The 14,699-nt window shown below is 64.0% G+C and carries 10 protein-coding genes and 1 tRNA gene; 4 read left to right on the forward strand and 7 right to left on the reverse strand.

Annotated elements, in window-relative coordinates; genetic code table 11:
• Window positions 1-16 precede the first annotated feature (16 nt).
• Both CH273_RS24770 and CH273_RS24775 read right to left on the reverse strand, forming a co-directional pair.
• On the reverse strand, window positions 17-1,495 hold the full coding sequence (locus CH273_RS24770) for a sugar transferase (RefSeq protein ID WP_230596665.1): 1,479 nt from the start codon (window positions 1,493-1,495) through the stop codon (window positions 17-19).
• 151 nt (window positions 1,496-1,646) lie between these two features.
• Window positions 1,647-2,354, reverse strand: a complete 708-nt coding sequence (locus CH273_RS24775) for a GAF domain-containing protein (protein ID WP_032394627.1) — start codon at window positions 2,352-2,354, stop codon at window positions 1,647-1,649.
• 168 nt (window positions 2,355-2,522) lie between these two features.
• On the opposite strand from CH273_RS24775, the gene CH273_RS24780 reads away from it, so the two are divergent.
• Complete coding sequence (locus CH273_RS24780) at window positions 2,523-3,641, forward strand: endo-1,4-beta-xylanase (protein WP_032394626.1); 1,119 nt, start codon at window positions 2,523-2,525, stop codon at window positions 3,639-3,641.
• Window positions 3,642-3,690: 49 nt separating this feature from the next.
• Window positions 3,691-4,611: an alpha/beta hydrolase gene (locus CH273_RS24785; protein WP_032394625.1), complete on the forward strand. Its 921-nt coding sequence runs from the start codon at window positions 3,691-3,693 to the stop codon at window positions 4,609-4,611.
• Here CH273_RS24785 and CH273_RS24790 read toward each other — a convergent pair.
• Window positions 4,605-8,738 carry a bifunctional nitrate reductase/sulfite reductase flavoprotein subunit alpha gene (locus tag CH273_RS24790; RefSeq protein WP_032394624.1) on the reverse strand — a complete coding sequence of 1,378 codons (4,134 nt, stop codon included), beginning with the start codon at window positions 8,736-8,738 and terminating at the stop codon, window positions 4,605-4,607. The two genes, CH273_RS24785 and CH273_RS24790, sit on opposite strands and share 7 nt — an antisense overlap.
• Window positions 8,739-8,996: 258 nt before the next feature.
• Between CH273_RS24790 and CH273_RS24795 the strand changes: the two genes are divergently transcribed.
• Complete coding sequence (locus tag CH273_RS24795) at window positions 8,997-10,190, forward strand: L,D-transpeptidase (RefSeq protein WP_032394794.1); 1,194 nt, start codon at window positions 8,997-8,999, stop codon at window positions 10,188-10,190.
• Between the two features lie 22 nt (window positions 10,191-10,212).
• On the opposite strand, the gene CH273_RS24800 is transcribed toward CH273_RS24795, so the two are convergent.
• The 3 genes from CH273_RS24800 to orn form a co-directional block, all read right to left on the reverse strand.
• Window positions 10,213-10,974: a M23 family metallopeptidase gene (locus tag CH273_RS24800; RefSeq protein ID WP_032394623.1), complete on the reverse strand. Its 762-nt coding sequence runs from the start codon at window positions 10,972-10,974 to the stop codon at window positions 10,213-10,215.
• Between the two features lie 314 nt (window positions 10,975-11,288).
• A tRNA-His gene (locus CH273_RS24805) sits at window positions 11,289-11,364 on the reverse strand.
• A 77-nt stretch (window positions 11,365-11,441) separates the two neighbouring features.
• Window positions 11,442-12,053: an oligoribonuclease gene (gene orn, locus CH273_RS24810; RefSeq protein WP_082322415.1), complete on the reverse strand. Its 612-nt coding sequence runs from the start codon at window positions 12,051-12,053 to the stop codon at window positions 11,442-11,444.
• Window positions 12,054-12,147: 94 nt separating this feature from the next.
• On the opposite strand from orn, the gene CH273_RS24815 reads away from it, so the two are divergent.
• On the forward strand, window positions 12,148-13,872 hold the full coding sequence (locus CH273_RS24815; protein WP_032394792.1) for a helicase HerA-like domain-containing protein: 1,725 nt from the start codon (window positions 12,148-12,150) through the stop codon (window positions 13,870-13,872).
• A 2-nt stretch (window positions 13,873-13,874) separates the two neighbouring features.
• Here the strand turns inward: CH273_RS24815 and cmrA are convergent, their stop codons facing one another.
• Complete coding sequence (cmrA, locus tag CH273_RS24820; RefSeq protein ID WP_032394622.1) at window positions 13,875-14,678, reverse strand: mycolate reductase; 804 nt, start codon at window positions 14,676-14,678, stop codon at window positions 13,875-13,877.
• Between the last annotated feature and the right edge of the window lie 21 nt (window positions 14,679-14,699).

A 14,699-nucleotide genomic window follows, 5' to 3' on the forward strand; every position in this document is an offset into this window, starting at 1 on the left:
TCGGCGTAGACCACGATCAGTCCTCGGCGCGCTTCAGTACGGCGAGAACCGTGAGAAACAGGATCTTGACATCGAGCCACACCGACCAGTTCTCGATGTAGTAGTTGTCCCACTCGGCGCGGTCGGCGATGGACGTCTGTCCGCGAAGGCCGTGCACCTGTGCCCATCCCGTGACACCTGCCTTCACGCGATGCCTCTCTCCGTACCGACGGATCTGCATCTCGAACAGGTCGACGTACTCGGGGCGCTCCGGCCGCGGACCGACCAAACTCATGTCGCCGCGAAGGACGTTGAGCAGCTGCGGAAGTTCGTCCATCGAGGTCTGTCGCATGATCTTTCCCACGCGCGTTCGTCGATCGACACCTTCGACACCGCCGGGTGCGTCACCGGCCTTCCGCTCGAACTCGGCGTCGGAGGCACGGGGAGGCCGCATGGAACGGAACTTCAGGCAATCGAACGGCAATCCGTCGCGCCCGATTCGCTCCTGCTTGAAGAAGATCGGTCCAGGGGAACTCAGGCGCACGAGCAGCATCAGCGTCAGGAAAACGGGGGAGAGCAGCAGTAGGCCGAAGGCGGTCAGAACCCGATCGAGAACTCCCTTGAGTGCGAACTGCCACCCTTTGGGGTTCACGTGCGGTAGCACCATCAACGGCAGACCGCCGATGTGCTCGACGCGGGCGTTGACACCTACTGCGTCGTACAGCCTCGGCACCACCCACACTCGCATGCCGAGTCGATGCGCTGTCCTTATAGCACCGAGGAGCTCCCGATCCTCCGTCGGTGCGAACGCGACGATCAATTCTTCTGCTGCCGTTCTGCGAGCGATGGTCTCGAAGTTGCTCGGAACTCCGAGGTGAGGCAGATCGGCCGGGTCGCCTGCCGAGGACAGGTCGGCGACCGGTGCCTCGCCCACGTAACCGACCGGAAGCAGACCGTACTCCGGGAATTGCCGTGTCCGTGAAACGAGTTGGTGGGCAATCGGATCGTTGCCCAACACGATGGTCGGTGCGGCGGAGCCGTACCTGGTTCGAATCAACCGCTGCACGACGACACGGATCAAGCGAGCAATGGCGATCGTCGCGGCACTCGCCACCCAGATTCGCAGTACGACGGCACTCGGCCGATAGTCGGTGTCGGCCACGAACATCGAGACCATCAACGCCAGTGATGCGAATGCGACGGCGGTTTCGGCCGGCCCGATCTCGTCGAGGAAGTTGCGCCGAAGTCCGCGGCGGTACATCGACTTGGCGGCGAGGATGCCGATGAGGAGCGGCAGGAAAAGCCATGGCAGCCAGCCGGTCTCGGTGAGACTCCCCGAATACCACAGCAGTGCTGCAACCACGGCCACGACAGCAGCAAGGACGTCGACGGCCACGGTGATCGCCGAGTGCCACGGATCGACTCGGAGTCGATCCACGAGTGTGCGAGTGTCGACGATTGTGTCCGCCTCGGCAGCCCGAGAGCTGGTGCGCAGTGAATCCAGGGTTTTGGGCACATCTACTTCCGGTGGCTAGTTCGGATCGGTGGTCCCGAATATCCCTTTTAATGTATACCGGGACGAAAGAGGCAACCCGGTCGACTTGTCAAAAAAACTCGAAGTCGGTTGTGGGCCGAAAAATGCTAATACCCGATGGGTATTTCGCCGATTATTCGAAAATTCGCTCGCGAATGATCCACGCCAAATCCTGCAGTATCTGTACGTGGCCGGTAGTCCATTGACGGGGCTGCTGATCCCATACACAGAGGGTTCCGACGGAATGGCCCTCGTCGTCGGTGAGCGGGACTCCGAGGTAGGACACGAGCAGGTTGCCCTGCACCGACGGGTGATCCTTGAGCATGTCGTTGAGCCGTGCGTCCTCGACGACGAGTGGTTGTCCGAGGTCGATCGCGTAGCGGCAGATCGATCCGTCGAGAGGAACCTCCTGCGCGCCACCGAGTTCCGCAGGCAGCCCGAGAGCGCTCTTGAAGTACTGACGTTTGTCGTCGAGCAGCGAGAACGCAGCCGACGGAACGCTGAGGGCATCGGCCACCATGGCGACGACCCGGTCGTACCCGGCGTCGGAGTCGGTGTCCATCAAGCCCGTTCGGGTCACTGCGGCAAGCCTGTCCGGGTCGTCGATCGGGGTGCCGAACACTCGGGTGGCCTCGATCGGGTCGACACCGTTGTCCACGCCCTCCTGTAGAACTCGAAGCAGCGCACCGACCTCGGAATCGGGATCCTCGGACAGCTCTCGCACGATCTGATCGACCACAGCGCGTCGAATGTATGCCTCGGGGGACAGACCCGACTTCTCCGCTTGTGTGGACAGCAACTCGTTCAGGCGGTCGTCGAAACCGGGAAATCCTGTCGTCATTGTCCAGATGGTAGTACAGGCCGTGACGTCTCACCGACGCCCGAGTCACTGCATTCCATAATTCGGTTTTCGGCGTGGTTCTGCGGCCGAGGACCGAGACAAACCCAGCTGCGAAGCAATATTGCCGGTATTCGATTTCGAATTCACCGAGGTTGCTAACATCTGCCGATGAAACCGAGTTCACCGCGGCGAGCGGCAACCGCGCTTGTAGTCGTGTTGTTGTCCCTGGCTGCCGGGTCGATGCCGGCGGCCGCATCCGTCCTGCGGGAGCAACAGGTACCGGGGGACAATCCGCCGTGTTCGCGGCAGTCGGATGCCGTTCGGATCGGAGTGTCACCGGGCGCTTCGATAGGTGCGCTGTCTCCGACGGATCTGGATCGAGAACTGACGCTCGCCCGCGACGCGGGGTCCTTCGCGGTTCGTCTCGACATCGATTGGTCTGCCATCGAGTCGACGCGGGGCAGGTTCGACTGGAGCCGAACGGATCGGGTGATCGATGCCGTTGTGGCCCACGGGATGTGCGTGCACGGCATCGTCGCGTACACACCGCGGTGGGCACGTGTAGCCGGTGCCGTCAACGATTCGCACTCCCGTCCTGCGAACCCTGCGACCTTCGCTGCGTTCGCCAAGAGCGTGGTTCAGCGGTACCAGAGCCGAATCAAGATATGGGAAGTGTGGAACGAGCCGAACATCGTGACGTTCTTCAAGCCCGTTCCCGATGTGGCGGCCTATTCGGCGCTGCTTCGAGCGACCTACACGGCGATCAAGCAAGTACAACCCGATTCCACCGTGCTCGCAGGCGGGATGGCACCCTCCGAGGACAAGGACGGCAACATCGCGGGTACGACGTTCCTGTCGAAGATGTACGCGCAAGGATCCAACAAGTACTTCGACGCCTTCAACGTTCACCCGTACACGTGGCCGTACCTACCCAACGACCCGGACACGGCGTCGTGGAACACCGCCATGAAGATGTGGTCCATGCGAGACACCATGATCGCAGGCGGCGACAGCGGCAAGCAGATCTGGATCACCGAGTTCGGTGCGCCGACCGGGACCGCACCCAACAGTGTCAGCGAGCAGGTGCAAGCGGACAGCATAGGGATCGTCCTCGATGCCGTCCTCGGCAACGACTGGCTCGGACCGGCCTACGTTTACAGCCTGCGCGACGCCGGCACCGACACAGCAGACACCGAGCAGAACTTCGGCTTGGTGCAGCGCGACTGGACGCCCAAGATCGCCTACGGACGCGTCGACGCCTACGCCGCCGAGCACTCCGGACGCTGATCGACCGACTCTCGGCCAATGCTTCGACCTGGTGAGCTATTGTCTGCGCATGAATTCGCAGCCGGGGGGCTCGATCCCAGATCGCATCGATGTCACGTTCGATTCTCACGGTGACGCCTGCGCGGCGTGGCTCTATCTTCCGAGGGACACCGGCCCGGCTCCGGTGATCGTGATGGGGCACGGTCTCGGCGGAACTCGGGAGATGCGGCTCGACGCCTATGCCGAGCGCTTCCGCGCCGCGGGATACGCCTGCCTGGTGTTCGACTATCGCTACTTCGGGGCCAGCGGCGGCGAGCCCCGACAGCTGCTCGACATCGACGCGCAATTGCAGGACTGGGCCTCGGCGATCGCTCATGCCCGCTCACGTGCAGATGTGGACAACTCCCGAATCGTGTTGTGGGGCTCGTCGTTCGGCGGTGGTCACGTCATCGTCGCCGCCGCCCGAGACCAGCAGGTCGCGGCAGTGATCTCGCAGTGTCCGTTCACCGACGGAATTGCCTCGGGACTCGCGTCGAACACCTGGACATCGATGAAGCTGTCCGGCCGGGCACTGGGTGACCTGGCAGGTTCGGTGATCGGGCGACCGCCGCTGATGGTGAACACGGCCGGACGACCCGGGACGACCGCGCTGATGACCTCACCCGACAGCTACGACGGTTACCTGGCACTCGCGCCGGACGCCGACGAGACCTTTCACAACCGAGTCGCAGCGAGAGTTGCGCTGCATATCGTGCGGCACCGGCCCGGGCGTCGGGCCAAGGACGTTCGGTGCCCCATCCTGTTCGTCGTCTGCGAAACGGACTCGGTTGCGCCGGCGAAGGCCACTCTGCGCTACGCGCGTACGGCACCGCAGGGCGAGATCAAGACCTACGACGCCGGTCACTTCGAGATCTACCTGGGTGAGGCGTTCGAGCGAGTGGTGGCTGATCAGATCGAGTTCCTCACCCGCACGGTTCCACCGACTCAGTAGACGTCGCGTACGTATCGCTTCTCTGCGGCAAGGGCTTTGACGTAGGCCTCGGCACTGCTGGGAGCGAGTTTGCCGTGTTGTGCCACCACGCCCTTCAGCGCGGCGTCGACGTCTTTCGCCATTCTGGACGCATCGCCGCACACGTAGAAGTGGGCACCGCGGTGAATCCAGTTCCACAGCTCGGCCCCGTGCTCGCGCATCCGATCCTGGACGTAGACCTTGTCCTTCTGATCGCGCGAGAAGGCGACGTCCAGGCGGTTCAGCGACCCGTCGCTCAGCATCGCAGTCAGTTCGTCGCGATAGTAGAAGTCCGTGTCGGCGTGCTGTTCACCGAAGAACAGCCAGTTGTGGCCGGTGTGCCCGAGTGCGCGACGCTCGTGCAGGAAGGCGCGGAACGGGGCGACGCCGGTACCCGGGCCCACCATGATCATCGGGGTGGTGGGGTCGTCCGGCGGCTTGAAGTGCGAGGTCTTCTGCACGAAGATTCCCACATCGTGATTCGACGCATGGTCGGCCAGGTAGGTCGAGCACACGCCACGCCGCGGAACTCCGTGCACGTTGTACCGCACCGCCGAGACCGTCACCTGTACCTCGTTGGGGTTCTCCTTCGGACTCGACGAGATCGAGTACAGCCGTGGCTGCAACGGTTTCAGAACTCCCAGCCAGTCGTCCACCGAGGCTCGAACCGGGTGTGCAGCAAGCACGTCGATCGATTGACGACCCCACATCCAGTCGGACAGTGCATGCTTGTTGTCGGGATGCAGCATCGCCTCGAGATCGTCGTCCGCAGTCCGTCGATGGACGAACTTCAGCAGATCCGGTGTTGCACGGGCGATCTCGAGGTGGCGGCTCAGCGCCGTGCGCAGCGACATCGAGCCGTGTCCGGCGAGGTCGACGGCTGCATCGCTGTCCAGGCCGGTGGCGTCGAGCCACTCGTCGACATAGGCATCGCTGTTTCGCGGCCACACTCCGAGCGCGTCGCCTACTTCGTACTCGAGCGTGCCGTCGGGCAGATGGAATCCGAACTGACGGACATCCTTGACGGATCCGCGTGCGGTCAGTACCCGATTTCGTACGAGAGTAGTCACCAGCGGTGACTTCTTGCTGTACCGCTCCGGCTCCGCGCGGGTCTGCGGAACGGTGCGGACAGACTCCACCCGTGCTTCCTCGATGGTGGTGTCGTCATCGCGCCGAAGCAGATCGACCACCGCATCGAGCCACGCCGCCGCCTCGCTCTCGTAGTCGGGCTCGCAGTCGACGCGCTCGAGCAGTCGCCGGCCACCCAGCTCGGCGAGACGCTCGTCGATCCTGCGTCCGTGGCCGCAGAAGTCCGCATAGCTCGAGTCCCCGAAAGCGAGTACGGCATAACGGATTCCCGGAAGCGTCGCCGCGGACTCGGCGGCGAGGCTGTCCCAGAACGTCGCACCGTTGTCGGGCGCTTCGCCGTCACCGGTGGTACTGCTGACGATCAGCACATCGGCCTCGGCGGGCACACGATCGACGGTGAACGTATCCATCGAGTGTTCGGCTATCGTCAGACCGGCTCCCCGCAGGTGGGCCAGGCAGGACTGGGCGTACTCCTCGGCGGTGCCGGTCTGCGAGGCCCAGAGCAGCAGCACCGGGCGACCGCCTGGATCAGCAGTATCGGCCGATACGCCGGAGACAGCACCGTCGGTGTCGGGTCTACGCGAGAACAGTCCTGCGAGAACGCCGTCGAGCCATGCGTGGGTCTCGGGGGACAGGGGAGTCTGCGACGGCAGGGTGGGCGTTCCGGCGGCGCTGCGGCCCGCCTCACTGCCCAGACCGTCGAGAAGTCCTGCGATGTAACGCTGCTCGATGGTGGTCAGTGGTTCCGAAGGGCGCGCAGGGCGGCCGACGATCGTGGCGAGTGCATCGACCGGATCGTGGGAATGCTCGTCGTCCGCGGGTGAGGGTGATCGGGCTGCAACAACTCTCGTGAGCGTGACAGCGCACGCCTTGAACTCGGGTTGTTGAGAATACGGATCGATGGCGTCGTTGGTGACGGCATTGATGGCGAGATACTCACCGAATTCGTCGTTCCAGTGGAAGGGTGCGAAGCAGCTGCCCGGGAGCACTCGATCGGTGACGACGGCAGGGAGGACGGCTCGGCCTCGGCGGGACGCGACCTCGACGCTGTCGCCGTCGATCAGACCGAGCCGGTCGGCGTCGTGTGGGTGCACCTCGACGAAGGGTCCGGAATCGAGTTTGTTCAGTTTGGCGACCTTGCCGGTCTTGGTCATGGTGTGCCACTGGTGCGGCAGGCGCCCGGTGTTGAGCAGAAACGGGTGGTCGTCGTCGGGCATCTCCGCAGGCATCATGCTGGGCCTGGCGAAGAACTGAGCCCGACCGCTCGGGGTGGGGAAGGACAACGCGGGGATCGAACCGTCTTCGGCCACCCGTCGTCGTTGGCTGACCCCGTCGTTGAGGTAGCGGATCGGGTGCCGGGTGGTCGACGCGTCGGGCGGACACGGCCACTGGATGGGACTTTCGCGCAGGCGATCGTAGGTGACTCCGCGAATGTCGTAGCCGGTGTTCGGATTCCAGAACTGCTTGATCTCCTCGAACACCTCCTCGGCGCTCGCATACGTGAAGGCATCGGAGTACCCCAGCGCGCACGCCATGTCGGCGATGATCTTCCAGTCCGGCAGCGCACCGCCCGGTGCCTCGAGCGCCGGTTGGAACAGCGTGAGGTTGCGTTCGGAGTTGACCATCACTCCGTGCGCTTCCGTCCACAACGCAGCGGGCAGCATCACATCGGCGTACTCGTTGGTTTCGGTATCGGCGAAGGCATCCTGAGTGATGACCAGCTCGGCGCGCTCGAGACCGTCGATCACCGTCGTTCTGTTGGCCACCGAGGCAACCGGATTGGTGCAGATGATCCAGCAGGCCTTGATCTCACCGGCAGCGAGCTTGGCGAACATCTCGATGGTTCCGCCGCCGACGTCGGTGCGCAGAGTTCCACGCGGAACGCCCCATCGATCCTCGACGAATTCGCGGTCGGCGTCGTTGACCACCGCTCGCTGTCCCGGCAGCCCCGGGCCCATGTATCCCATTTCCCGTCCGCCCATGGCGTTCGGTTGACCGGTCAGTGAGAACGGGCCGCTACCGGTCCTGCAGATGGCACCGGTCGCCAGATGGAGGTTGCACAGCGCATTGGTGTTCCAGGTTCCGTGCGTCGACTGGTTCAGGCCCATAGTCCAGCAGCTCATCCAGTTCTCTGCGCCGCCGATCATCGCGGCGGCGGCCCGCAGGTCTTGCTCGGCGAGACCGGTTGCGGCGCAAACCTTCTCCGGGGTGTAGTCGCTGAGGAACTCCGGCATGGCGTCCCACCCGTCGGTGAACTCCGCGATGAACTCGGGGTCGATGTCGCCGTTCTCGACGATGAGCGCGAGCAGACCGTTGAGCAGCGCGAGGTCCGAACCCGGTTCGAGTTGCAGGTGCATGTGGGCCTTGTCCGCGGTGGCGGTGCGACGGGGGTCGACGACGATCAGCTTCGCGCCTGCCTTGACTCGGTCCATCATCCGCAGAAAGAGAATGGGGTGACAGTCGGCCATGTTGGAGCCGATGACGAAGAAGACGTCGGCGTGGTCGAAGTCCTCGTAGGATCCAGGCGGGCCGTCGGCACCGAGCGACTGTTTGTATCCGGTTCCCGCGCTCGCCATGCAGAGTCGGGAATTGGACTCGATCTGGTTCGTGCCGATGAAACCCTTGGCCAATTTGTTCGACAGGTACTGGGCCTCGATCGACATCTGCCCCGAGACGTACAGCGCGAGCGCATCGGGACCGTGTTCGTCGATGATCGCTCGCAGCCGCCGGGCGGTGTCGTTGATCGCCACCGACGTGTCCGTGCTCTCCGGGCGCTCGCCGCGGCGGTGCCGAATCCGAGCCTTCTCGAGCCGTCCGGGTCCGGCGAGCATGTCCGCGGTGGTGGTTCCCTTGGTGCACAGCCGGCCGAAGTTGGCCGGGTGAGACTTGTCGCCGACGGATTTGGTGACGACAGGCCTGGTCGCGGTGGTATCGGAGGTCAGGGATGGGCCGCCGACCTCGAGCACCATGCCGCATCCCACGCCGCAGTACGCGCAGAGTGTCTTCACCGTGGTGACCATGCATTCCACAGTGCCCGGCCCAGGGTGCGCCGTCATTACACCTCAGTTAGCCGGATATGACGTTGTCCTCACCATGCTCCGCCGGGGGCGGTGATGCGCCCCCAAGGAACGCAGGAAGCGGACGTGAGGTAACACGAACTTCCCGGTCTGCGATTGGTACTCGAACGTTACTCATCGAACGGGCTGTCGAGTGGAGTGTCCGATTCTTCGCTGGCACAATCGTCCCGGTCGGGCACGAAGTGGGAAGTGGTGTGGTTCATGAGGGTGTATCGCGGATTCGTCATCGCCGCGGTGGGAGTGGTTGCTTCGGTGGCAGTCCTGTCGGGATGTAGTTCCTCTTCGGACATCTCCGAACCGTCGGTGCCGATCGATTCCAACCCGATGACCGAGCTGATGAAGCCGAAGCTGACCTCCAGCGTTCTCGACGGTGCCGTCGGATTCTCGCCGGCGGACCCGGTGACCGTTTCGGTCGCCGACGGCAAATTGTCCTCGGTGACCATGCTCAACCCGGAGGGCGAGCCGGTCTCGGGTGCGATCTCGCCCGACGGATTGTCGTGGACCAACACCGAACCGCTCGGCTACGACCGCGAATACCGCGTTCAGGCCGACGCATACGGACTCGGGGGAGCGTCGAGCACCGTATCGAGCTTCACCACCAGCCAACCCGGTAACTTCACCAAGCCCTACGTATTGCCGAACCCCGGCGACGTCGTGGGTATCGGGCAGCCCGTCGCGGTTCAGTTCGACGAACCGATCACCGACAAGATCGCTGCGCAGAACGCGATCACCGTCACCACCACGCCCGCCGTCGAGGGCGCGTTCTACTGGGTCAACAACAAAGAAGTTCGCTGGCGTCCGCAGAACTACTGGGCACCGGGCACCAAGGTCGACGTGGCGGTGAACGTGTACGGGCGCGATCTCGGTGACGACATCTTCGGCCAGGAGAACGCCACGACGTCGTTCACGATCGGTGACGCCGTCATCGCCACCGCCGACGACAACACCAAGCAGGTGACGTTCAACGTCAACGGCCAGGACGTCATCACCATGCCGACGTCGATGGGCAAGGACAGCACCCCCACCGACAACGGGGTCTACATCATCGGCGACCGCTTCGAGCATCTCGTGATGGATTCGTCGACCTACGGCGTGCCGGTGAATTCGTCCAGCGGATACCGCACTCCGGTCGACTGGGCGACGCGAATGTCCTACAGCGGCATCTTCTTCCACTCCGCACCGTGGTCGGTGGGACAGCAGGGTTATTCCAACGCGTCGCACGGGTGCCTGAACCTGAGTCCCACCAACGCGAAGTGGGTCTACGACAACACCAAGCGCGGGGACATCGTCGTCGTGAAGAACACCGTCGGCGGAACGTTGTCGGGTACCGACGGCCTCGGTGACTGGAATATCCCGTGGGACGAGTGGAAAGCCGGGAACGCCACCACCGTCTGATCTCGAACCCGGCCCGGCCGGATCAGCTACGGTCGCGAGTCTGGTACAACGACGGGTCGATACCCAGGGTCTTCAGGTACGCCACCGGTTCGATGCTCGAACCGTTGTTGCGTACCTCGAAGTGCAGATGCGGTCCGGTCGAATTTCCGGTACTGCCGACTGCGCCGAGTACGTCGCCCGGTGCCACTTCGTCTCCGACGGCGACGGCGATGCTGGACTGGTGGCCGTAGTAGGTCTCGGTGTTGCCGCTCTTGACTCGGACGAGCTTGCCGTAGCCGTCGCCTGCGTCTCCGGCCTGAACGACGGTTCCGCCGGTCACCGCGTGGATGGGCGTTCCGCTGTCTGCGGCGAAGTCCACGCCCTGGTGGTACTGCGCTCCGTTACCGGTCGGGTTGTTACGTCCGCCGTAGCCCGAACTGATGCGGTACTTGCCCGCGTCGATGGGGAGCACCGCCCCGCCGAGCCCCACGGTCGGGGGCGCGGTCGGGAGTTCGATCTCGGGCAGGTCTGCCGTGGACGGTGCGTCGGCGACGTCGGGTGCAGAGAGAACGTCGCTGTCCAGAACGATGGCTGCGACCTGGTTGATGAGCACGCCGGTGGCGTCGAGAACGGCAGCGAGAATGGCGGCCCGTTGCTGCGCATCGGGCTGCGGTATGGGGATCTGAGGTAGTTCGATCGTGGGTTGAGCGGTGGCCACCGCCGGGCTGAGCACGCCGGTTGTGCCGATGCACAGTGCTGCCGACAAGATCGAACCCGCTATGACTCTGTGCATTCTGCGACCCACGAAAAGCCTCCTCGTCTGCGTCCTCCGCGCACCGTCGGATGGGTGCGCGCAGGACGTAAGAACATGTTCGGTGACGCTTCGGGGCACGCTGAACTCACGTAGCAAAAAACACATGAATCACATTGGTACTTTTCTTCCCCAAAAGTGCCATTGGTAACCGTACGTCACATTAACCCCACAGGAAACCTGAAAGTTGAATTACAACAACGTAATTCGAGGTCAGGGTGGATGCGGGGGTAACGGGGCGGCCCTCTGGGCTGGGTGATGGACGCACGAAAAAGGCCGGTCTCGCGAGGAGACCGGCCTTGTTCGTATGGGGTGAGTGACGGGACTCGAACCCGCGACACCCAGGATCACAACCTGGTGCTCTACCAGCTGAACTACACCCACCATATGCGCATCAGCAGAACCGTTTCGGGCTCTCCATCAGCAGCGTCGACAATACTAGCGGGTTGAATCCCGGGTTGCTAATCCGCCCCTGCTTGCGTGTCGAGATCGTGAACGACCGCGGCGATATCGCTGGTAGAGGGCCCTGGCTGCGCCACGAATGCCGTGCGGCGGTAGTACTGCAGCTCTTTGATCGACTCCTTGATGTCTGCCAGAGCCCGGTGGGCAAGGCCCTTGGGAGGCTGTCCGTAGTAGATCCGCGGGTACCACCGGCGGGAGAGTTCCTTGATGGAGCTCACGTCGATCATGCGGTAGTGGAGGTAGGTGTCGAGCGCGGCCATGTCGCGGGAGATGAATCCGCGATCGGTCGCGATCGAGTTTCCTGCGAGTGGAACGGTCCCGGCCACCGGGACATGCTCCTTGATGTACGCCAGAACGCGCTGCTCGGCTTCCTCCAGTGTCACCGTCGACGCCCGCACCTCGTCGGTCAAGCCCGACTTGGCGTGCATGTCGGTGACGACGGCAGGCATGTTCGCCAACGCGTCGTCGTCGGCGTGGATGACGATGTCGACACCCTCCCCGAGGATGTTGAGCTCACTGTCGGTCACCAGCGCCGCAATTTCGATCAGCTTGTCCTTGCTCAGGTCCAAGCCGGTCATTTCACAGTCGATCCACACGAGTTTGTCCTGCACTCGCACCACACTAGTGCGAGCTGCGATGCCACTAGGGTTTGCGGTGGCGATCGAGCCAGATCAGCATCAGCACACGTTCATGGAGGACGCGGACATGACAGTCGACCCGACGCAGCCGGAACCTACGCTCAGCCCGGCAGAGAAGGCGAAGGCAGCCAAAGCCGCAGCCGTCGAAGCAGCACGGGTCGCAGCCGAAGCGCTGGCCGCCGCCGACGCCGCCGAAGCCGAAGCGCTGGCTGCGGAAAAGGGGCAGCCGCAGGCATCGACCGGCAGAGCCGCCGAGATCGCCGCCGGATACGCCTCGGAGGGTGCCGCGTTGGAATTGGGAACCGTGGTGCTGGACGGCGTCACCGATCCGTCTGCCCGCATCCGAATCCCGTTGGCCACGTTGAACAGACACGGCCTCGTGGCAGGAGCCACCGGAACCGGAAAGACCAAGACGTTGCAGGGTATTGCCGAACAGCTGTGCGCCGCAGGCGTCCCCGTGGTCATGGCCGACGTCAAAGGTGACCTGTCGGGCCTGTCGAAGCCAGGAGCGGACAACGAGAAGATTCGCAGCCGAGCAGCGGACACCGGTATTGCGGACTGGGCTCCCACCGGCCATCCGGTGGAGTTTCTCTCGCTCGGCACCGAGGGAATCGGGGTACCGGTCCGCGCCACCATCACCGCCTTCGGGCCGATTCTGCTCAGTAAAGTGTTGGGGCTGAACACCACTCAGGAATCCACCCTGGGCTTGATCTTCCACTGGGCCGATTCCCAGGGGCTCGCCCTGCTCGATCTCAAGGACCTGCGATCGGTGATCATGCACCTGACCAGCGACGAGGGCAAGGCCGACCTGAAAGGCATCGGCGGTGTCTCCTCGGCAACCGCAGGCGTCATTCTGCGCGCGTTGGTCAACCTCGAAGCAGACGGCGGCGACACCTTCTTCGGCGAGCCCGAGCTCGAGACCGAGGACCTGCTGCGAGTCGGGCCGGACGGACGGGGCGTCATCACGCTGTTCGAGCTCGGAGCGCAGGCAGCACGGCCGGTGATGTTCTCCACCTTCCTGATGTGGGTGCTGGCCGACCTGTTCCAGACGCTGCCCGAGGTGGGCGATGTCGACAAACCCAAGCTGGTCTTCATCTTCGACGAGGCGCACCTGCTGTTCGCCGACGCGTCGAAAGCATTTCTGCAGCAGGTGGAGCAGACCGTCAAGCTCATCCGCTCGAAGGGGGTCGGAGTCTTCTTCTGCACGCAGCTACCCACCGACGTCCCCAACGACGTTCTCTCCCAGTTGGGAGCGCGAATTCAGCACGCACTGCGCGCCTTCACACCCGATGATCAGAAGGCGTTGAACAAGACGGTGCGCACGTACCCCAAGACCGACGCCTACGACCTCGAGAAGGCACTGACGTCCTTGGGTACCGGCGAGGCCATCGTGACGGTGCTTTCGGAGAAAGGTGCCCCGACGCCCGTGGCCTGGACCAAGATTCGCCCGCCGCGCTCGTTGATGGACACCATCGGCAACGACGCCATCGCGGCGGCCGCGTCGTCGAGCACACTGTCCGCGAAGTACCGGGAAACGGTCGATCGTGAGTCGGCCTACGAGCGGATGAACGCTCGCGTGGCCAACGCGCCCGCTCCGGCGGAGAAGTTCGACATCCCGCCGCTGCCGGCCGATCTGCCGGATCTACCGCCGAGCGAGCCGGACGGCCCGTCGGCTGCCGAGCGCATCATGGGCAACCCTGCCGTCAAGAGCTTTCTCCGCTCGGCCGCCTCGGCTGCCGGGCGGGAAATTTCGCGCAGCATCTTCGGGACCGGACGTCGCCGCAGGCGCTGAGATCAGTTGCCCAGCTTCTTGTAGAAGCTGCCGATGATCGGAGCGGAGATGCTACGCGGGCTGTACTGCCCGGCCGCCGACATGCCCTTGCTGAGCAGGCCCGGTACGACGCGCATCTTGTTCTTCGCGAGGCCGTCGAGGGACAGCTTCGCGGTGTAGGCGCTGTCGATCCACAGAAAGTCGGGAACCATCTTGTCCACGATCGAGGCCTCGGCCGGATCGGGTGTCTCGGTGCGGACCGGGCCCGGAGCCAGCAGGGTGACGTTGACGCCGGTGCCCGCGAGTTCACCGCGGAGTGATTCGGAGAACGTGTTGACGAAGGCCTTGGTCGCGGCGTACGTCGCATTGTTGGGGATGGCCATGTTGCCTGCCGCCGAACCGGTGATGAGGATTCCACCTGCTCCGCGGCCGATCATGCCGGGCATGACGGCCAACGTGAGGTCGTGTACCGCAACGGCATTGAGCTCGACCTGGTCGCGCTCGTACGCTGGATCGAGACCGGCCACCGGTCCGAACGTCGCAATGCCTGCGTTGTTGCACAGGATCGAGATCTCGCGCTCGGCCAGCTCGGTGACCAGTTCCTGTCGCTGCTGACGATTCGACAGATCCGACTGACGCACCTCGACGGTGACGCCGTGCTCGGCTGTGAGCTTGGCAGCCAACGCCTCGAGCAGCTCGCCGCGTCGGGCCACCACGATCAGGGAATGTCCGCGGACGGCAAGTTCGGTGGCCAGGGCTTCACCGATTCCGGAGGAGGCTCCGGTGACGACGGCGCGGGCATCTGGACTGGGCTTGGGCAGGCTCACGGTGAGACAGGCTAGCGGAAA

The sequence above is a fragment of the Rhodococcus sp. 05-339-2 genome, assembly GCF_002258965.1.
Classification (GTDB): Bacteria; Actinomycetota; Actinomycetes; order Mycobacteriales; family Mycobacteriaceae; genus Rhodococcoides.